Source organism: Eubacterium sp. 14-2 (assembly GCF_000403845.2).
Taxonomy (GTDB): Bacteria; Bacillota; Clostridia; order Lachnospirales; family Lachnospiraceae; genus Petralouisia.
This window is the reverse complement of the sequence record NZ_KE159567.1, coordinates 109,007-129,260: the sequence shown is the minus strand read 5'-3', so window position 1 is coordinate 129,260 and position 20,254 is coordinate 109,007. Positions and strand designations below refer to the sequence as shown.

The window sequence follows — 20,254 nt, the reverse complement described above, 5'->3', positions numbered from 1 at the left end:
CTCAGGCCGGCCCTTTGGGCCCTCCTGTCCGGCAGACCACTCCGGCAGCAGACTATCCTTTATAATAATTAATCAGACAGCCTTTTAAGATAATCGTGCGCTCATCCTCTGTCAGTTCTCCCATACCCAGGGTAAATTCCTGCAGTTTTCCGTCCTTCACCACATAGGCCGAAATTTCTGTTTTTCGTTCTTCCACAGCCTTGCGGATATCCGGAATGAAAATATAATCCTCATTTGAGAAAGGCAATTCTCCCTCTGAAATCAGGAATGGAAGCATACCCCAGTTAATCAGATTGGAGCGGTAGCGTTTCGTTGCATACTCGTTGGCAATATTGGCCCAGCCGCCCAGCACTTTCTGGCAGGAAGCCGCCTGCTCTCTGGCGGAACCATCCCCCGGTTTCACTGCAAAGATGGTACTTCCAAATCCCAGCAGTCCGGCTTCTCCTTTTTCTCCGAACCCTTTCTCCGGAAAGGCTTGATTTACTGCTTCCATTACCGGCCTCAGTTCTTCCACTGCCTCTACCGGACAGGTGCCCGCCTCCATGGCTTTCTGGGCTTTCTGAATTTCTTTTGCACGTCCCACATAGGCCGGGTCTTTTCTGGACAGGGTAAATTCTGCCAGTCCCAGAGGATTGGAACGGTAGGAAGATGTCTCTCCGGAAGGAATCAGCTCATCCGTGGTGGTAACCGGGTCATGAATTTCGGAAACCACTTTTAATACCATATTCTGAGGCAGTTCACTCATAGCCGGCCAGTCTTTGATATTGGGGCCGAATTTGATTTCCTGGGCGGGATCTGCCGCTCCTTTGCTGTCAAACACCCTGTTCGCATAAATTTTGCTGTCAAAATGATATTTCGGATTGGTGTAGCATACATCCATGTCAGTAGCCGCGGTAAGATAGCCTTTATTTGCCGCTGTGGCTGCTATGGAACGGGCGTCCATCAGGGCCACGGAGGCAATCTGACCGCTCTGGAGTTTGCTTCCCTCCCGGTTGGGGAAGTTTCTGGTGGAATGGCGGATGGAAAAACCGTTGTTGCCTGGTGTATCCCCGGCGCCAAAACATGGTCCGCAAAAAGCCGTCTTCAGGATAGCTCCTGTTTCCATCAGCTTCTGTGCCGCACCGTTTTTCATCAGTTCCATATAAATGGGCATACTTGCCGGATATATGCTTAATGTAAATTCATCAGAGCCGATGCTGGCTCCGTCCATGATATCCGCCGCTGCCGCAATATTTTCAAATCCGCCGCCGGCACAGCCTGCAATGATTCCCTGATCCACATAAAGTTTCCCGTTCCTCACTTTGTCTTTCAGGGTAAACTCCACGGCTCCGTCCAGGCTTACCTGAGCTTTCTTCTCGCAGTCATCCAGAATATCCAGAAGATTTGCATTTAATTCCTCAATGGTATAAGTATTGCTGGGATGAAACGGCATGGCAATCATGGGTTTCACTTTGTCTAAATCCACTTCTATCATGCCGTCATAATAAGCCACCTGGCCGGGATTCAGTTCCTTAAACTCTTCTTTTCGTCCGTGAATCTCGTAAAATTCCTGAATGATGTGGTCTGTTCTCCAGATGGAAGACAAACATGTGGTCTCTGTTGTCATGACATCAATGCCAATTCTGAAATCCGCACTTAAGGATGATACGCCGGGGCCTGTAAATTCCATAACTTTGTTATTCACATAACCGTTGGCAAATACTTCACCAATGATAGCCAGGGCCACGTCCTGAGGGCCCACCCCTTTTTGAGGTTTTCCGGTGAGATAAACACCCACCACTCCGGGCATATTGATGTCATAGGTCTTGTTCAGAAGCTGTTTTACCAGTTCCGGGCCTCCTTCTCCCATGGCCATGGTGCCCAGCGCTCCATACCGGGTATGGGAATCGGAACCCAGAATCATTCTGCCTCCGCCAGCTAACATCTCTCTGGCATACTGATGGATCACTGCCTGATGAGGCGGCACATAGACACCACCGTATTTTTTCGCACAGCTCAATCCAAACATATGATCGTCTTCATTGATGGTCCCTCCCACTGCGCACAGAGAATTGTGGCAGTTGGTCAGTACATAGGGAACCGGAAATTTCTCAAGCCCGGAAGCCCTGGCAGTCTGGATAATGCCCACAAAGGTAATATCATGGGAAGTCAGTTTATCAAACCTGATTTTTAATTTTTCCATATTGCCGGAAGTATTATGCTCCTCCAGAATTCCATATGCAATGGTAGCCCTGGCTGCTTCTTCTCTGGTTACTTCCTTTCCGGTTTCTTTCTGAATGGCTGCCGCTGCCTGAGGTCCGTTGTCAATCAGAGTGGTACCGTTGACCAGATAGACACCTCCGTCGTGTAATTTTATCATATTATTTCCTCCTGAATCTTTCTGTAAATTTTATATTGAGTTCCATGAACTTCACAATATCACTTTCAACGCATCAGCGTGACAGGGTCTTTCCTGTTAAGAAGATAGAAGAAAGAAGCCAATGGAAACCTCCATCGGCTTACTTCTCCTTACTAAAGTATTATACGGGTCTGCTGTTAAAATTGCAAGGTAATTTTATTTTCAGAAGAATTCCTTTATCTTCCGATACAGCAGTTTCATTTCAACAGGTTTGGTCAGATATTCGTTCATACCGATACTGGCGGCATACCGGCTGTCTTCCTGTGAGGCATTGGCTGTCAGAGCCATAATAGGCACCGTAACCGCATCTGCCCGGTTCAATGCCCGGATTTTTCTGGTGGCTGTCAGGCCGTCCATTACCGGCATACGGATATCCATCAGCACAAGATGATACCAGCCCGGCTGAGAAGCGCTGAATTTTTCCAGAGCCACCAGCCCGTTTTCAGCAGATTCCACAATCAGATTCCAGCTCTCCAGAATGGTCTGTACGATCTCCAGGTTGATGTCATTATCTTCCACCACCAGCACCCTCTGGCCCTGAAATCCCTGGGGTTCTCCGTCACTGCTTTCTGTCTCCTCCGCATCAGGCTTTTCCGGAATTTTAAAGGGAAGTTCCACCACGAAGGTGGTTCCCTCAGCAATTTTGCTCTCAAACTGTATGGTACCGCCCATAAGCTGTACCAGATTTCTGGTAATGGCAAGACCCAGTCCGCTGCTTTCAAACACCCGTCCCTCTGTGGCATTTTCCTGTTCAAAGGGCTCGAACAGCACCTTCTGAAATTCTTCGCTCATACCGATTCCATTGTCTGTCACCTGAATCCGGAGAACTGCCTGCGCTCCGTTCTTTTCTGTCTGCAGAGCAGTCAGGGAAATGTTCCCTCCCTCTCTGGTAAACTGAATGGAATTGCTCAGAAGATTCAGAAGAATCTGCTTTAAATGCATGGCATCGCCCCGGTAGCTCTCCGCCACATCCTCTCCAATGGAAATATGTAATTCCTGTTTCTTTTCTTCCACCTGCATGATTATCATGGAAGTAATTTCCTGTACCAGCGAACGGAACTGGAATTCCTTCTCCACAATCACCAGTTTCCCGCTTTCAATTCTGGACATATCCAGAATATCATTGACCATGGACAGCAGGAATCTGGCCGACAGGCCTATTTTCCCCAGGCACTCTCTCACCTTTACAAAATCCTCAGGACTGGCAGAAGCAATGACAGACATACCCATAATCGCGTTAATGGGTGTACGGATGTCATGGGACATTCTGGAAATAAAATCTGCTTTGACCCGGTTGGCGCTTTTGGCCTCATCCAGGGCTTCCTGCAGCTCCTGTCTCTTCTGCTCGTCTTTATGGCGGATTGCATTGATATCACGGGCAAAAATCATAATCCGGAAATCGTTCTGATTCTCAGATACCAGCTGAATCAGATTGGAATACCAGTGGCATTCTCCGTCCGCCTTCTTTCTCTGATATTCAAAATATACCTGTTTTTCTTCTTCCAGCAGGTGTTTCTGCAGCGCATATACCGACATGTTTTCCAGGTACTTTTCCCTGCAGTCCTCACATACCTGTCCTTCCGCAATTTCCTCCACCAGTTCCCGGTAGCTTTTGTCCATCAGGACTTTGGCCAGGCCGGTATCTTCATAACGGAAATTATAAATATCTCCGCGCACCAGGTCTGCTTCATAAATATCATCATACATGTTCCGGATACTGATGGCAAACCGTTTGCTGACTTCCACCTGCTGAAGCACAGCGTTGCGAATCTTTTCTTCCATGGCCTTGCGCTCATCAATATTCCGGGTCAGGGCAATCTGCATGATATCCTCACTGTAAGGATTCTCAATCCGGATTACATGAGTATCTGTCCAGTGATAACCACCGTCATCTCCCCTCTGAAGATGTTCCATGTATACGGACCTTTCTCCCTCTCCAAACAGTTTCAGAAGGCTGCTTCTGCTGAAATTTTTCACAAAAGTTTCTTTATAGTCCGGATGCATGGTGGAGGCGCCGATTTCAATCAGACTGTCAAAGGTCCCGGATATGGGAGCATAATGGCTGACAAACCCGGCATTTTCCACCATAAAATAGGTATTCTTAGTAAGATTCACAGAAATTACCATGGTATAAATCTGAGACACGGCAATCTGCATCTGCTGTTTGCCCAGCTCTTTCTCCTGGTCCAGCTCTTCTATCATATGATTGCTGATGGATACCAGGCAGGCGGGAATCTCATCATTCCACATAATCTTTGTGGCAGACATATCCACAAATTTTCCAAAAGGCATATCATAACTGGTCATGGTACTGCTTTCCCCGTCTCCGATGAGACATCCGGGACAGTTTCTGCAGCCGCAGTTCCATACCTTTTCGCAGATATCGCCCAGTTGTATAAACGGCCTGATTTTCCTGAGCCGGTCATTTATATATAAAATCTCATGGCTGTCCTGTGCCATAACAAAAATAGAAGCCCCTGTTATATGGTCCAGTATGTTTTCCATCTGGTTTTTTTCTCTCATAAAGTTTCCCATTCCTCTGTCATTATTATGCGGTATCTGTGCGTTTGGGTGTACCTTCCGCATTTTACTCAGTTACAAAAATATGGTACTTATATTATAGAGCCTTTTTCCGGTTCCTGCAATAAAAATTTCGGCTGTTCAGCCCCGGTTCGTATCATTTCCGCGCAAAACAGCAAATGGTACGAACCGGGGCTGAATATTAAATCATGATTTTGTTTCTTTCTGTAAATCCGGCATCTTCCTTACCTCTGGTTCCTGCTGAAAACGAATGGTGGCCTTGAACAGATCTCCGTCAAGATATATCTCAAATTCTCCGCCCATCAGGCCTGTAAGGTTTCTGGCAATGGACAGCCCCAGGCCGCTGCCTTCCGTACTTCTGGAAATATCTCCCCGGATAAAACGCTCTGTCAGCTCATCTGCCTGAATGTTCAGGGGATTTTCCGAAATATTTTTAATGGAAAAAGCAACCTCTTCTCCGTCCGCTTCCATATCCACATAAACTCTTGTATGCTCCATGGCGTATTTCGCCACGTTATTGTAGAGATTTTCCAGTACACGCCAGATTCTCCGCCCATCTGCCATAATTACCACAGGCTCACCGGGCAGTTTGGTGATTATGGTAAGGTTGCGGGCCTCAAATTTCTCGTTGAATTCGCCCCCGGTCTGGTAAACCAGCTCCACCAGATTAATCCTTTCCATTTCCAGCCTGATATTTCCGGAGCTGACTTTGGAGGCTTCCACCAGGTCCTCTGTCAGCTGTTTCAGCCGCTGGGATTTGCTGTCCAGCACCGCAATATAATTCTGCACCCGCTCATTGGGCAGTTCCTCCCGTTTCAGCAAATCCACATAGTTAATGATGGACGTGAGGGGCGTTTTAATATCATGAGATACATTCGTTATTAAATCTGCCTTTAAGTGTTCGTTCCGCATACTGGCCTCCACTGCATGGAAGAGTCCGTCCCCGATGGTATTGACTGCTTCTGCCAGACGCCGGTTATCTCCCGTCAGTTCATCTACTGCAATCTTATATTCCAGATCTCCGTCGGAAATTTTACGGATTCCCTCCAGAACCTTGTTGCGCTGCACTCCTTCCCGGATAAGCAGCACCCCTTCCGTTCCGCACAGCAGCAGAAAACACAGAATTCCCCCGGTCAGCAGAGACAGATCCTGGAAATCAGACAGCATAAGGGAAAAAATCACAAAACATGCCATAAGGTGCAGCCCAAACCAGACCAGTATTTTACCGGAGGATTTCCTGTTTGTAAACATCATACCGATGCCTCGTACAAACCAGTTAAGAATACTGCGGCTCCACAAAACGCCTGCCCGGATTCTCCGCACAAAGCTCAGATAAAAAGTCAGCAGAAAGGCTGTGTTGAAAAATGCCAGAACTCCGGACATAATCAGCAGACCTGCCATCTGGTCACTGCCGAATCTGAAAAACACTTCCCCGGCCATCATAATGCAGACAATTCCCTCCAGCACTGCCAGAATATACAGAATTTCCGTGGGTATCCGATCAAAGAGATTCAGATATATTTTTCCGCCTTCTTCCCGCCTGCCCGCTGCCATACTGAGATAAATCAGCGCAATCAGGCACATAACCAGACTGACAACCATCCCCAGTATGCTGATATAAATCCAGGGATGCATCTGGTTATATTCCCCTTTTGCATCCAGAAAACTGTCCTGATGGGGAAAAGATGTATCCACACTGATAAACAGTACGCTGCCTTTTCCCCCGTAACGGGGCTCCAGCCTGTTGTAAAATACATCTTCCATTCCCTTAACATTTGTTTTAAGTCGAATATCATGCTCCTGATAAAAAAGGTATTTTCCCTTTTTCTCTCCATATTCCTCCAGCTGCATATTGAGGGGCTCTGTGATATTTGTATAAATACTGTCCTCATTTCCCCGGCTGATCAGGTAGCTTACATTAGTGCCGTCCTCTGTCAGATTGTAAAGATTCAGGCATCTTTTGTACTGATTGATTTCCTCCCCGATATTTACCAGAGTGTACTCCAGCTCTGCATAGGCGCTGCACATCTGCTCCATGGAGTAACGGCCTTTCATAAAACTGTCCCATATCCCCTGTCCTTCCAGGGGCAGATAGTCCTCATCCGGAAATTCATAGCTTACTTCTTTCCGCACGCAGGCCATATCCATGCTGTTTAAAAGCAGGGCCAGTTCTTCTGCGTCCAGATCATACAATTTCCCTTCAATGACTTTCCGGATAATTTTTTCCATTTCTTCGGATCGCTCAGAGGAAGCCTTAGCCTCTGCAGTCGTAGAAGAAGCAGACAGACTCTGCTCCATGGGTTCCGTCTGCATTCTGTCTGCGGGAATCCCGGTGCCTGCAGAAGACATACTGTAGGAACCTCCGTAATAATACTCCACATTCTCAATAATCACGTCCTGCAGTTCTCTGGTCATCTCTCCCAGACTGGAAACTGTTTTTTCCTCGCTCAGCACTGATTTGCCGTCTTTGTAAATATTCCGGTTCTGGAGAATTTCCTGGTCCACCGTGTACGAGGAACGGAATGCAAACTCTGACTTGCTGTATCCCCTTGACCACTCTGACAGATCGCCCAGGTGATACCGAATTCTGTTCTGTCCTTTTTCTTTTTTCCCTCCGGTCTGCTCTGTCCTTTCCCTGCTGTTGGAGTAAGTCCGGATATCTATTTCCTTTTCACTGTCATAACTTCCGTCCGTTTCAAATTTTCTGCGCAAATCAGTAAAATTCAGGATTTCTTCTGCTGTCTCCTGAAATTTGGAAGAAAAATAGCCGGAAGACTCAAAGGATTTGTCCTTTGCATCTCCCAGGTTCAGGATTTCTTTCTGATACAGCACTGCAAGAATCAGAACAGACAGTACCAGTATCACCGAAAATATCTGTTGTGCTGCCACCGCAGCAATTTTCAGTCCGGCAGAATATCGAATTTTTGTCACTTCACCACCGCTTTCATTTCCATGAGGCTATTTTGATTTCTCAATCTTATACCCTACGCCCCAGACTACTTTCAGATATCTGGGCTCTTTTGGATTTATCTCTATTTTTTCCCGGATATGACGGATATGTACCGCTACCGTATTGTCTGCCCCAATGGCGTCTTCGTTCCAGATACTTTCATAAATCTGGTTGATGGAAAACACTTTCCCCTGATTTTTCACCAGCAGCAGCAGTATATTGTATTCAATGGGCGTGAGTTTCACCTGTTCATCATCCACGGTGACCTCTTTCAGGTCATCGTTGATCACCAGGCCTCCCACCTGATACACACGTTTGCTGCTCTCCGCTGCATTTCCAAGCTGGGTGTAGCGTCTGAGCTGGGATTTTACCCGTGCCACCAGTTCCAGAGGATTAAAGGGTTTGGTTACATAGTCGTCTGCACCGATATTCAGACCCAGAATCTTGTCCGCATCTTCGGATTTGGCGGACAGAATAATGATGGGTATACTGCTGTCCTCCCGGATTTTCAATGTGGCCCGTATACCGTCCAACCGGGGCATCATCACATCTATAATCAGAAGATGCACTTCATGCTCTTTCAGCATCTGCAGCGCCTGTTCTCCGTCATAGGCTTTCAGAATACGATAGCCTTCCTGCTGCAGATATATTTCCAGTGCGTCCACAATTTCTCTGTCGTCATCACAAACCAGAATACTTTTCATTTCTTTCGCCTCGCTTTTTTTCATCCATTATACCCGCAGGAATGAAAAATAGCAAGGTTCCCCCGCATACAGTTAAACTGTAATATTTATTTTATTATATCAGCGGATTGTTAAATAACACATGAGAAATTTATTAAGATTTTATAAAATTGCGGAGCAGCTTACGGGAAATCCCGCGCTGCTCCGGACGGATTAGAAACAGGGTGGGTTATCTAAAGAGGAATTTTAAAATGTTTTCCAGATTTTCTCCACATCCAGCATCCCAAGGTCCCCCGCCAGTTCTGTCAGCTCTGCCTCCAGACAAAACAAATCTGCTGCTGTAGCAAAAAAATCCAGTATCACGTTTATGGCAACTGCAATCACAATGGCCTGGGCAGGGATTTCAAGCTGTAAAAGCAGAATCGTATAGCAGGCAAGAGCACCGCCGGGAATGGGCGGTGTTGCCACAGCCAGTACTACCGCAATAATCAGCGCTGTAATCAGCCATACCGGGGATATTTTCACACCATAAATCTCCGCCATGCAAATTCCCATTACAAAATATAAAACAGAAAATCCCGGCATGAATATCACCTGACCAAGAGGAACACCGATATTTACAATTTTTTTATCAATCCCCAGCTTTTCCTCGCACACTTTCCTGTTCTCCAAAAATGCGGCAGCAGAAGAAGCGGTTGTCAGACCGATCAGAAAAACCGGAAAAACTTTTTTCAGGAAGACTGCCATAGAAACTTTTTTACGAATACATACAAGGCCTGTATAAACCGCCATGAGAAAGACATCTCCGAGCAGCATAACCGGCAGCACTTTATAGGCTTTCAGCAGTACAGAAAAGTTTTTACCGAGAATCATATTGAAAAGACTGCCAAAAATGAAAACGGGGACAAAAGCACTGATATTTTCCATGATCAGTAATATAACGGCATTTGCCTGTTCTAAAAACTGCGAAACCATCCCAGCCCTGTTCCCCAGAATCAGCATTGCCATCCCTGCAAGGACTGCAAGAAAAATAATCTGTAAAGGATTTCCCTCCAAAAAAGGGGTAAAAAAATTGTCCGGTACAATTCCAAGAACCATTTCCAGAAGTTCCGAAAGCTGAAAGGAACTGCTGCCGCTGCCTGCAAGAGGAAAGAAAGGCAGAATGGCAATGCCGAATACTGTCGTAAAAATCAGCGTCATCCATAAAAACCTGCTGATCATCCGCTTTCCGACTTTTCCCAGCGTTGCAATGTCCCCGATATTATAAATACCGCCTGCCACCGACAAAAATATCAGGGGCCCTGCAACAGCACTCAGCAGCCCCATAAATGTGTCAAAAACAGGCGTAATCATTTCCTCTGAAAGAAAATTAACCGTTTTTTCCGGCAGAAAACTGCTTACCAAACCGCAAAAAAGAGCCAGTGCCACTGCTGCCAGCAGTGATACTGCAGGAGATAATTTTTTCTTTTTTAACGTAAAGGTAAGGTAATTGACTCCATTTTTGTACTGCCAGGCGGGAATTTCTCCCATACCTGAAAGGATGCCTTTCAGGCCAGCGCTTTCTTCACCGCCGTTCGTATGAACCACATCATTTCTTTCTCCCGGAACAGAAAAACTGGCATACAGACGGTTTATCCGCTTTCTGCACTGAAACTGAAAAGTCCCTTTTGTGCCAAAATCTTTCTGATATTTCAGCAGTATCTCTTCCACAGCCAGCCGTGTACGGAGAATGTCTCTTTTTTCCCCATTGGCGCGTTCACAAAATGTCTCTACTTCATGACACGCCACATCTATATCATGATTTGTCATGGTGTAATTCTGCATTTTAAACTCCTGAAAGATGAAATCCGTTGGTACGGTACTGTTTCATACATTTTTCTTCGCTCTCAGTTTTCCCACATCCAGCATGTCAAGACCTGCAGACAGTTCCACAAGTTCCGCCTGCAGACAGAACAGGTTCACCGCTGTGGTAACAAATTCCATTATTACATTGAGGGCAATGGTGACCGCTACAGCCTCCATGGGAATCTTAAGCTGGACAAACAAAATCGTATAACAGGTCAGCGCACCGCCGGGAACAGGAGGCGCCGCCACCGCAAGCACAACAGCAATAAGACCGGCCGTAACCAGCCACGCCGGAGAAACCGTCACGCCATAGATTTCAGCCATACAAAATCCCACCGCCAGAAACATAACGGAAACCCCCGGCATAAAGATAACCTGCCCGAAAGGGATACCAAAATTAACGATCCTTCTGTCAATCCCAAGGTCTTTTTCACAGCACTCCATATTCACCCCAAATGCGGCAGAAGAAGATGCCGTGGTTAATGCAATCAGAAAAGTGGGCATCATCTTTTTCAGCAATACCCCCGGCTGTACCTTCCTCCTTTTGCATACCAGCACAAGATACACTGCCAGAAGAACAGCATCTCCCAGAAGCATTACCAGTATCACCTTATAGGCAGGAAGAAATACTGAAAAGCTGTTACCCAGTATCATATTTAAAATACTGCCGAACACAAACACGGGAACAAAAGAACTGACTGCCTCCATAATAAGCTGTATAATATAATTGGACTGTTCCACAAAGGCCGCGGCAATTGTAGCTTTGTCTCCCAGAATCAGCATTGCGATTCCGATTAAAACTGACACAAAAATAATCTGCATGGGATTCCCTTCTGTAAAGGGCGTAAAAAAGTTGTCTGGTACAATATCCAGAACCATTTGAAACAATTCTGAAAAATCAAACTTTCCCCCGTCTCCGGTTTTAAGGGAAAAAAACGGCATGGCCACCACAAATACGGGCAGTGTCAGAAGAATTGTCATCAGCATAAAGCGTCCAATCATCCTCTTTCCGATTCTGCCCATAGTCGCCATGTCCCCAATGCTGTATATTCCCCATACAATGGAAAGAAACACCATAGGACCTGCAATGGCTGATAAAAGCCCCATAAAACGGTTAAATACCGGGCTGATAATTTCATTTGCAAGAAAAGTCCTGACACTCTCCGGCAGGAAACTGCACACACCGCCGCACAATAAAGCCAGTATTACGGACAGCGCCAGTGAAGCCATCTGAGAACGTCTCTTCTTTTTGGGAGTAAATATAATAAGATTCTCTCCGTTTTTGTACTGCCACGCGGGTGCAACCCCCATATTGGCCAGCAGTCCCCGCAGTACCTGGCTCTGTTCTTCCTCCCCTGTATCAAAGGGATCAACCCTTTCCCCTGGCAGGAAAAGTTCCAGACGGATACGATTAAGACGTTTGACATATTTTTGTGCAAATACTGCCTCCACACCAAAAGCCTCCTGGTACTTTAACAGCGTTTCCTCCACTGCAAGCCGGATTTGGATAATATTTCTGGCATCAACGCCCCATTCTCCAAACGTCTTTTCTGCAAAACTGCTTGTCTGCGCAATATTTTCATTGTTCAATTTCATTTTTTCCATAATTTTTTCTCTTATTGCCAGTTTAGTATTTTTTAAGAAGCTGTCTGCAGGCTGTTTTATCCCTGCATCTGCTTCCTGTACTCAAACCAAAGCATGGTAATGTCATCAGACTGTTCCGTTTTGCGTCTTTGCAATTTTCATGCTTCAACTTTAATTTAATTATAGCAGATAAGAATTTTGCTTTGGTGGGTATGGGATGATTTGCGTTTTTTCAGGTATAATTTGTTATGTATTATACTTAAAAATACATATAAGAAATGTGTATCCTGCCTCCATACGCTTATGCACTGGCCTGAAGCTCTGGCAGCCGTGCCATGCGATAGATATACCCGCCCTCATTTGTTTTATGGGAATTTTTTACATAAGAAAGCAAGTGCAGAATGGATTGTTTCTGTTTCAGGTAATTCAGGCATTATTCTCACCACCTTTTCGTGCTGACTTTTTAATTTCGCTGTGATAAAAATAATTGACAATCACAGGCGGTGCAAAAAAAGGTCTGCTCATACTATCGTCATTTGTCACATAATCAAGTCCGATTTCAGCAGCATATTTCTGTAATTCTGTGTCAAGATTTTCCCAATAACTACGGTCACCCCGGTTATAAATCTCCTGGTAGAGGGACAGCAAATCCGGGTATTTCCCGGCAATGTAATCCATGATAACCGCCTTACAAGATTGCTATTGCTCTGGAAGCATCCATCTTCCTTGCTATATAGCCTTTTTCTTCTAATATTTTCAGATGTGCATAAACACTTGAAGTCGATGCCCCCTACCATCTTGCATATCTCCCTGATAGTAGGAGCATAACCATTCACACGCTGATATTGCATAATGCTTTCATACACATTCTGCTGTTTCTCCGTCAATGGTGCTCTGTCTACCAGATCAATTCTTGCTGCTTCGCTCATGTTCCGTCTCCCTCTTCTTTAACTCTATCGCTACTCGTAGTGCAGCTCAATTCCGCTTCGCTTCATTTCGCTCACGGCAGTCGCCGTATCAGATAACCAAGTCCCATATGTTTATGTGCAAGCACAACACATCTGTGCCTTGATTATCTGGCACTTCTCGTTGCTAACCTGAAAAATACCCATGTGGATGTACTGTGTGTTCTTCTTTTGCATTGACTGCCGACAAAATCCTGTCCCGGTACATGAGTCCCCTCTGGATACTGTAAAATCCAAATCTTCTGCGTATCTCATCCACCGCCGAATCCATCTTCATCTGCTTTTCACGCTTCTCCACACTTGAGAACAAATCAATCTGTTCCCAATAATTATCTGTTACTAGGTCTGCACCTCGGACACCAACACTGCGGATTGGCTTGCTCCAGTTATAGTTTTCCTTAAATATCTGATAAGCATATGCAGCTATCTCTCCGGTGATATTAGTTGCATGGTCAATCTTTTTCTGACGGGTAAAAGAGAATAACTCATTATCCCTGACACTTATCTCAACCACTCTGCACCGGAATCCATTCTCACGAAGTCTTGCTGCAACACTCTCAGCCAGAATATAAAGAACAATCTTTACATCCTCATCGCATACTAAATCCTTTGGTGTCGTTGTGCTGTTTCCCACCGATTTGATTGGAGCGTGGGTATTCTCCAGCTTGACAGGTGAATCATCATAGCCATTAGCAAAAGACCATAAGATACTGCCCATCTTTCCAAGGTGACTGTTAAGCACATCTTCATCTGCCCTTGCAAGATCACCTATGGTTTTAATACCAAATAATGCAAGCTTTCTGTTCGTACTTTTGCCAACGTATAGAAGATCTGCCACTGGAAGTGACCAAGCCTTCTGCTTAAACTCACTCTTATACATAGTTGTGATTGCATCAGGCTTCTTATAATCTGAACCAAGCTTTGCAAATATCTTATTGAAAGAAACACCAACACTCACTGTGATGCCAAGCTCTGACTTCATTCTCCTGCTGATTTCCTGTGCAATGAGCAATCCATCCCCTTTAAGGGAGCTGCTCCCTGTCACATCAAGCCAGCACTCATCAATTCCATATGGCTCCTGTCTGTCCGTATATTCTGCATATATCTCATGAGCCATCCTTGAAAATCGAAGATATAAGTCCATTCTTGGTGATACAAATGTTATGTCCGGACAGACTTGCTTTGCCTGCCAGAGTGCCATTCCTGTTTTCACACCGTACTTTTTGGCAATATAGTCGGCTGTTAAGACAATCCCATGTCTTGCCTCCGGGTCACCGCCTACTGCCAGTGGCTTTCCTGCAAGCTCAGGATGATGCAAATGTTCAATCGAAGCATAACAACAGTTGATATCTGAATGAAGTATTACCCTGTCTCCCATCTGCATCACCTCCTGCATTTAATCTGTCACTACCATAACCTTTAGTCCAAGTATATGAGTAATGTTCCTTACAGGGCATAGTATAACCCCAAGAATAATCGACTGTCAACAGACACATGTGTCCTTTTTCTCATTATATTGGATTTTTAACTTGAATAATTGGCACTATTGCTATATACTATGGAGTGAAAAGAGACATTTGAAATCAACAAAATGAAAGAAAAGAGGCGTATGTATGTACTCAATCGGAGAAATCATTTCAACATATAGAAAAAAGAAAGGCTTGCTCCAACAGGATCTCGCTGATGAACTGGCAAAGGAAGGCATTACCATTTCCTATAAAGCCATATCCAACTGGGAGAGAAATCTTGCTGAGCCGAGCGTTACCATATTTTACAAAGTGTGTAGAATCCTTGGTATTACTAACATGTATGAAGCATATTTTGGAGTAAATCCTGCCGATTCTTTCTCATCACTAACTGATGAAGGCAGGGAAAAAGCTATGGATTATATCAATCTGCTCCACGCATCCGGAATGTATGAAAAGCAGACTGCTAAGATAATTCCATTCCGTAGCATTGATATTTTTGAAAATGCCGTATCAGCCGGAACCGGTAACTTCCTTATAGACGGACCGAAAGATACTGTACGCATAGATGAATTTATCCTGCCGGAAGATACTACTTTCGGTGTACGCATTAGTGGTGACAGTATGGAACCTGAATTCCACGATGGTCAGATTGCATGGGTATTACAACAGGAATCTGTTGCTAATGGAGAAATCGGCATCTTCGCTCTAAACGGAGAAGCCTATATTAAGAAATTACAAAACGATAAAGACGGAATTTTCCTTATCTCACTTAATGAAAAGTATGCACCTATCAAGGTTAGTGAAAATGACCGCTTAGACATATTTGGAAAAGTTCTTGGAAAATCTGATGCTTCTGCTATCACAGGACATTGCCGATAAAATTGCAAGTCCTTTTTATTGGACACATTATTTTGCATAATTGACAATAAGAAAATATCTATAGAACTGAAAGAAGGGATCTTTATGGCGGTTACCAATAATATCAGAGAAATCCGTGAACAACGAGGCATTTACCAGGATGACCTTGCCGCTGCTATCGGATACAGTACCAAAACTGTCGGCAGGATAGAACGTGGGGACAGTACCCCATCTGCCGAATTTATGCTGCGGATATCAAAGTACTTTAATATGCTGGTAGAAGATGTATTTCATGTAGCGGATTGAACTGGGGAATCAGAGATTCCCTGTTCAGGACATGCCTGGCAATAACTGTTATATATAAAACAAGGGTGAAAAGCCTGATTTGTAAGCTTCTCACCCTCATTATCATAGAAGAATCTAATTTACAGAGATTTTCTCATAGTCTCCTGTTCAGAGTCCCTCTATTCCAATCTGTAATATTACAAATTTTACTTATCTGCTTACCCTTCTAGAGCGTGTTTGAAAATTGCTTTCTGACAGATGTGCGTCACAATTTGTGGGAGATTTGAGCCAAATGAAGGGTGCATAGTGGGCTATGTAACCTGAATTTGGCTCAAATCTCCCGCGAAGTGGGGCGTGCATCTGGCGGGAATGAATTTTCAAACACGCTCTAGTATATCATCAATGACGCTCCGCCAGCTTTTGCACTTGCTTTCAATGCTCTTTTACAAACAAACTGAAGTCTATCCCAATGTGCAGACCTTTGATTATACACGCTTATAAATTATTGGTTCATCATATCCAAAAGTTCTCTTTCCATTAACTTCCATGCTTTCTGATACTTCCAGAAAATTGTTGGAAAACTTTTCCCAAAGTTTGAATGTCATTACCGGAGAGAACTGGCTTGTGCTGCCTCCCTCCCAGATTCCGTCCTTTTCATGATAAAGTGCCGGAGTAAATTTTTCAGATTTTTCTAGTTTAGAGTAATCAACATTCTTCATAGAATCATATGAAAATGTATTTTTATCTTCTCCTTTTGGAATTTCATAAGAAGAAAGTAAAATTCCCTGTTCTATTTCCGTGATAAGGAAAAGATGTGGAGATGCATGACGTTTCCCATTAATTTCATAATAACTCTCTTCAACAACAAATTTTCCTTTGAAATCTTCAGGAAGGTTATTTATTTTGTCATTACAGATTGTATTTACATGTTCCGCATATGGATATGTTTTCCCCTCTGCCTGCATTTTCTTAAATTGATCCTTATTATCAAAATGTCCTGTCATCATTCCTACAAAATTATCAAGTTTCATCATATACTTTACCTCCTGGTATTTGCCTAATCACACTATTCCTCTTTTGCTTTTGCCATACTGGCGATATCTCCCACTCCATTCAATACCATTGTCGGAAGATAAGCATAAGTTTTGAGTGTATCCTTCGTTGAACATCCAGAGAGAACCAATACAGTAGACATACCACTTTCCATTCCTGAAATCACATCTGTATCCATACGATCCCCAACCATTACAGCTTCTGCTGAATGACATCCAAGCATATTCAATCCTGTTCTCATCATCAGTGGATTCGGTTTCCCACAGAAATATGCCTGTGTACCTGTTGCCATTTCAATGGGTGCAATCAATGCACGACAGGCAGGAGCGATTCCGTTCTCGATCGGTCCGGAAACATCCGAGTTTGCTCCAATCAGCTTAGCTCCCTTCAGAACTAAATTCGTTGCTTTCGTTAAAGTATCCAATGAATAGGAACGTCCCTCTCCCACAACAACATAATCCGGATTTACATCATTCATTGTAATGCCAACGTCATAAAGTGCATTTAAGAGACCAGCTTCTCCTATCACAAATGCTGAACAGCCTGCCGCCTGTTCCTTTAAAAAAGCGGCTGTTGCCAATGCGCTGGTATAAAAATGTTCTTCTGGCACATCAAGTCCCATCCTTGCCAGTTTCTGATTTAATTCCCGTGGTGTATATCCACTATTATTTGTCAAAAATAAATATTCTTTCTTTTCATCATGCAACCACTGGATGAATTCTGGAACACCTGGCAATATCTGATTGCCATGATAAATCACACCATCCATATCACAGATGAATCCTTTTTTTTCATTAAAATCGATTATGGATTTTCTCATGTTCATATGCGCCCTGCCTTTCTTGTTTCTTTAGAATACACCTTGCTCTTTTCATAATAAAATAAAGCGCTATTTTCTACAAATATTTTCATATTATATCATCCACACATAAAATCAAATACATAGTACTGTGAAATCGAAGTAAATATTTCTATCAACAGAACCTTTTATGACAACATCTCTTTCACACAAATACTCCGATAATCACTCGGTGATATTTTATATCTTTCTTTAAATACTCGGTTAAATGTTCTCTGACTTTCAAATCCACTATCCAGACAAATGTTTGTAATAGAATCACTCGTATTTTCCAAACGCTGGCATGCATAGTTCAGCCTTGCCTCGTTAAGATATTGATTAAAGTTTCTATGGAATGTTTTGGAAAAGAGTCTGGATAAAACATATTTGCTCACCCCCAGATCTTTTGCCATCTCTTCCAGCGAAAATTTCTTCTTAAAATTTGCTGATATATAGGAAACTGTCTGGTAAATAAGATCGTTGCTCCCCACATTACTCTTTTCTACCAAATTTAATTTTCCTATGCAGCGTGCCAACACAATTTGAAGATATGCCTGTGCAACAGTAATATCCGACTGTTCTGTCTCTAAAATCGCATTTATAACCCTATATACCTCCGGTTCAACCTTTTCCGCTTTGATGATCGGGTATTCAGGAGCCATGGATTGCATGATATCTGCAAATTTGGCAATCGTAAATGGCGATGCAATCAGATAAGTCGCTTTATTTACACTGGGTGTCAGTACCTGATAGTGATGAATAACATCTGGAAATACAAAGCCTATATCTCCTTTATCCATATGATATAGTTCCTGTCCGACACCAAGTTCTAATGCTCCACTTGTTACACAAACAATCTCCAATGCATTATGAAGATGTGGTTCAATATGTTTTGACTTCCTATTTATTGCTATGATCTCCTCTTTTGTGTCAACATATTTTAACTGCATGAAATACTCCCCTTTGCAACATTTGTCTATATCTTCTTTCGATTTGGCAAGCAATCCTTTTACACCTATCTTATAATCAACTTGTAAATAAGGAAAGGAGGAATTGCAAATGAGCAACCTAAAAAAATATCTGAATGACCTTTTAGTATTCTACACTGAATATTTTGAGCATCCTTACCATGTATAAATACTAAAAGGACTATTTTGTGAAAACTGAATATTTTCTTAAAGCCATTTCATAAAAATGAAGTGGTCCTTTTTATTTTCAAAATACAGTTCTATCACTTTATATTATAGAAAAAAGCACTGTCTCATCGAACAACGATCAGACAACGCTTTCTCTTGTCAATTCTAATTTATGTCTGATGCATCTGTTACTTCATCTGCAGCAATTCCTTTTTCTGCTTTCAGTTTTTTATTTGCATCTTCAACATTCATTCTTGAAAGTGCAAACATAATCAATACATCAAAGATTAACGGAAGCCAAAGATACATGAACTGCATCATATCAAGTGCAGACTGTGGCTGAGTTGCATTTGTTCCGACATATCCACTGAGCTCAAGCATCCATCCAACAACAGCGGTTCCAATACCTCCACCGATTTTTACACCAAGAGAAGTACAAGAGTACATCGTTCCATCAATTCTCTTTCCCTGTGTAAGATAAGTGTATTCAGAGCAGGATGCAATAACAGCATTCATATCTCCCTGCCATGGTCCCTGACCTAAGGCTGCAAGAGCTGTAAACGCCATCATCAGCGGAACACTACCCATATATCCGGCAACAACAACAAGTGCTCTACCGATGACTGCTAAGACATAACCTCTTAAGTTCAGTTTATACATGCCTTTCCACTTACCAACTAATGTCGGTGTAAAAATCAGGGCAATGATCAGTGGAATATTTACTGCCCATGCAAATTGTCCAAACAAATTCTTATTTTTCAGTACCCATGTCATGTAATAAATGCCAGCTCCAATCATGGCACCATATAACTGCTGTAAAATATATGTTCCACAAATCATCATGTAATATTTGTTTTTGACAAGAAGCTTGAATGCCTGTACCATTCCATACTTTTCATTATCATTCTTTACTTCTCCTTCATTAAGTTCTTCCTCCGGAAGTTCCTTAACAGAAAGTGCTGAAATCGTATTTACGACCAGACCAATGATTGCATAGATAATAGCAACCGTTCTCCATGCCGCAGCATCTCCACCACATTTATCTACAAATCCAACTGTAATCGCCTGAATCAGAAGACTTGTTGAAAATGCAAAAATAAAACGGTAAGATCCCATCTGTACACGCTCTTTGCTGTTCTTTGTAATCAGTGACGTAAGTGCTGAATAAGCAATATTGTTTGCTGTATAAAACCCACCATTTAACAGCGTATAAGAAATAAAGAACCATGCATATTTAGCCGTTGTTCCCAAACTCACCGGTACTGCAAAGCAGCCGACCAGCGTAATGGCACAACCAATATATCCGTATAGCATCCAGGGTTTCGCTTTTCCCATTTTACTGTGTGTTTTGTCAATCATTGTTCCAAAAAATATATCCGTAAAACCATCAAATAGTTTTGATACGGCAATCAGGGTACCCACGACACCTGCAGCAAGTCCTACCGAGTCCGTCAGATAGACCATCATAAAAGATGTCAGGAACGCATAGACTACATTACCTGCAATATCACCTGATCCGTATCCAATTTTGTTATACCATTTCAAATACTTTTTTTCTTCCATCGAATTTCTTTGCTCCTCATCTTCATCGCACTTAGAATCTCAATATGGCTAACCGTATGATATCTAATTCTGTTTTTTTCTCTGAT

The 20,254-nt window shown here is 43.3% G+C and carries 15 protein-coding genes and 2 pseudogenes; 3 read left to right on the top strand and 14 right to left on the bottom strand.

The annotated features are described in order from the left end of the window. Positions 1-52: 52 nt before the first annotated feature. The 9 genes from C805_RS07890 to dinB form a co-directional block, all read right to left on the bottom strand. Positions 53-2,359: a hydratase gene (locus tag C805_RS07890; protein WP_016213269.1), complete on the bottom strand. Its 2,307-nt coding sequence runs from the start codon at positions 2,357-2,359 to the stop codon at positions 53-55. A 201-nt stretch (positions 2,360-2,560) separates the two neighbouring features. Beyond that, positions 2,561-4,921 (bottom strand): ATP-binding protein, encoded by a 2,361-nt coding sequence (locus C805_RS07885; RefSeq protein WP_016213268.1) that lies wholly within the window; start codon positions 4,919-4,921, stop codon positions 2,561-2,563. 204 nt (positions 4,922-5,125) lie between these two features. Beyond that, positions 5,126-7,870 carry a sensor histidine kinase gene (locus C805_RS24955; protein WP_016213267.1) on the bottom strand — a complete coding sequence of 915 codons (2,745 nt, stop codon included), beginning with the start codon at positions 7,868-7,870 and terminating at the stop codon, positions 5,126-5,128. A 27-nt stretch (positions 7,871-7,897) separates the two neighbouring features. Beyond that, entirely contained in the window at positions 7,898-8,593 is a 696-nt protein-coding gene (locus C805_RS07880) for a response regulator transcription factor (protein ID WP_016213266.1), read from the bottom strand. Between the two features lie 225 nt (positions 8,594-8,818). Next, positions 8,819-10,396 (bottom strand): dicarboxylate/amino acid:cation symporter, encoded by a 1,578-nt coding sequence (locus tag C805_RS07875; RefSeq protein ID WP_016213265.1) that lies wholly within the window; start codon positions 10,394-10,396, stop codon positions 8,819-8,821. A gap of 42 nt (positions 10,397-10,438) precedes the next feature. Continuing rightward, positions 10,439-12,022, bottom strand: a complete 1,584-nt coding sequence (locus C805_RS07870; RefSeq protein ID WP_016213264.1) for a dicarboxylate/amino acid:cation symporter — start codon at positions 12,020-12,022, stop codon at positions 10,439-10,441. 405 nt (positions 12,023-12,427) lie between these two features. Then, positions 12,428-12,679 carry a hypothetical protein gene (locus tag C805_RS07865; RefSeq protein ID WP_016213263.1) on the bottom strand — a complete coding sequence of 84 codons (252 nt, stop codon included), beginning with the start codon at positions 12,677-12,679 and terminating at the stop codon, positions 12,428-12,430. A gap of 10 nt (positions 12,680-12,689) precedes the next feature. Continuing rightward, positions 12,690-12,755 (bottom strand): hypothetical protein, encoded by a 66-nt coding sequence (locus C805_RS27300; RefSeq protein ID WP_256379638.1) that lies wholly within the window; start codon positions 12,753-12,755, stop codon positions 12,690-12,692. Between the two features lie 338 nt (positions 12,756-13,093). Then, on the bottom strand, positions 13,094-14,344 hold the full coding sequence (gene dinB / locus C805_RS07860) for a DNA polymerase IV (protein WP_016213262.1): 1,251 nt from the start codon (positions 14,342-14,344) through the stop codon (positions 13,094-13,096). A gap of 235 nt (positions 14,345-14,579) precedes the next feature. Between dinB and C805_RS07855 the strand changes: the two genes are divergently transcribed. Beyond that, a complete protein-coding gene (locus C805_RS07855; protein ID WP_016213261.1) occupies positions 14,580-15,314 on the top strand; it encodes a helix-turn-helix domain-containing protein in 735 nt (244 codons plus the stop codon). An 84-nt stretch (positions 15,315-15,398) separates the two neighbouring features. Further along, on the top strand, positions 15,399-15,599 hold the full coding sequence (locus C805_RS07850) for a helix-turn-helix transcriptional regulator (RefSeq protein ID WP_004058758.1): 201 nt from the start codon (positions 15,399-15,401) through the stop codon (positions 15,597-15,599). Between the two features lie 189 nt (positions 15,600-15,788). On the opposite strand, the pseudogene C805_RS27450 reads toward C805_RS07850, so the two are convergent. After that, positions 15,789-15,899: pseudogene (locus C805_RS27450) on the bottom strand (DUF6783 domain-containing protein); the annotation flags it as partial. On the opposite strand from C805_RS27450, the pseudogene C805_RS27445 reads away from it, so the two are divergent. Beyond that, positions 15,885-16,079, top strand: a pseudogene (locus C805_RS27445) (DUF6783 domain-containing protein). The pseudogenes C805_RS27450 and C805_RS27445 sit on opposite strands and share 15 nt — an antisense overlap. On the opposite strand, the gene C805_RS07845 reads toward C805_RS27445, so the two are convergent. The 4 genes from C805_RS07845 to C805_RS07830 form a co-directional block, all read right to left on the bottom strand. Then, entirely contained in the window at positions 16,064-16,612 is a 549-nt protein-coding gene (locus C805_RS07845) for a hypothetical protein (RefSeq protein ID WP_004058756.1), read from the bottom strand. The pseudogene C805_RS27445 and the gene C805_RS07845 sit on opposite strands and share 16 nt — an antisense overlap. A gap of 32 nt (positions 16,613-16,644) precedes the next feature. Continuing rightward, the gene (locus C805_RS07840; RefSeq protein WP_003506512.1) at positions 16,645-17,457 is read right to left on the bottom strand and encodes an HAD-IIA family hydrolase; all 813 of its coding nucleotides are present in this window, start codon (positions 17,455-17,457) and stop codon (positions 16,645-16,647) included. A gap of 161 nt (positions 17,458-17,618) precedes the next feature. Further along, on the bottom strand, positions 17,619-18,419 hold the full coding sequence (locus tag C805_RS07835; RefSeq protein ID WP_016213260.1) for a helix-turn-helix transcriptional regulator: 801 nt from the start codon (positions 18,417-18,419) through the stop codon (positions 17,619-17,621). A 351-nt stretch (positions 18,420-18,770) separates the two neighbouring features. Further along, entirely contained in the window at positions 18,771-20,168 is a 1,398-nt protein-coding gene (locus C805_RS07830; protein ID WP_004074355.1) for an MFS transporter, read from the bottom strand. Positions 20,169-20,254: the final 86 nt, after the last annotated feature.

Bases quoted from the DNA above. Each gene is read 5' to 3' on its own strand.
- C805_RS07890 (WP_016213269.1), bottom strand. From the start codon at position 2,359: ATGATAAAATTACACGACGGAGGTGTCTATCTGGTCAACGGTACCACT.
- C805_RS07885 (WP_016213268.1), bottom strand. From the start codon at position 4,921: ATGAGAGAAAAAAACCAGATGGAAAACATACTGGACCATATAACAGGG.
- C805_RS07880 (WP_016213266.1), bottom strand. From the start codon at position 8,593: ATGAAAAGTATTCTGGTTTGTGATGACGACAGAGAAATTGTGGACGCA.
- C805_RS07875 (WP_016213265.1), bottom strand. From the start codon at position 10,396: ATGCAGAATTACACCATGACAAATCATGATATAGATGTGGCGTGTCAT.
- C805_RS07870 (WP_016213264.1), bottom strand. From the start codon at position 12,022: ATGGAAAAAATGAAATTGAACAATGAAAATATTGCGCAGACAAGCAGT.
- C805_RS07865 (WP_016213263.1), bottom strand. From the start codon at position 12,679: ATGGATTACATTGCCGGGAAATACCCGGATTTGCTGTCCCTCTACCAG.
- dinB (WP_016213262.1), bottom strand. From the start codon at position 14,344: ATGGGAGACAGGGTAATACTTCATTCAGATATCAACTGTTGTTATGCT.
- C805_RS07855 (WP_016213261.1), top strand. From the start codon at position 14,580: ATGTACTCAATCGGAGAAATCATTTCAACATATAGAAAAAAGAAAGGC.
- C805_RS07850 (WP_004058758.1), top strand. From the start codon at position 15,399: ATGGCGGTTACCAATAATATCAGAGAAATCCGTGAACAACGAGGCATT.
- C805_RS07845 (WP_004058756.1), bottom strand. From the start codon at position 16,612: ATGATGAAACTTGATAATTTTGTAGGAATGATGACAGGACATTTTGAT.
- C805_RS07840 (WP_003506512.1), bottom strand. From the start codon at position 17,457: ATGAACATGAGAAAATCCATAATCGATTTTAATGAAAAAAAAGGATTC.
- C805_RS07835 (WP_016213260.1), bottom strand. From the start codon at position 18,419: ATGCAGTTAAAATATGTTGACACAAAAGAGGAGATCATAGCAATAAAT.
- C805_RS07830 (WP_004074355.1), bottom strand. From the start codon at position 20,168: ATGGAAGAAAAAAAGTATTTGAAATGGTATAACAAAATTGGATACGGA.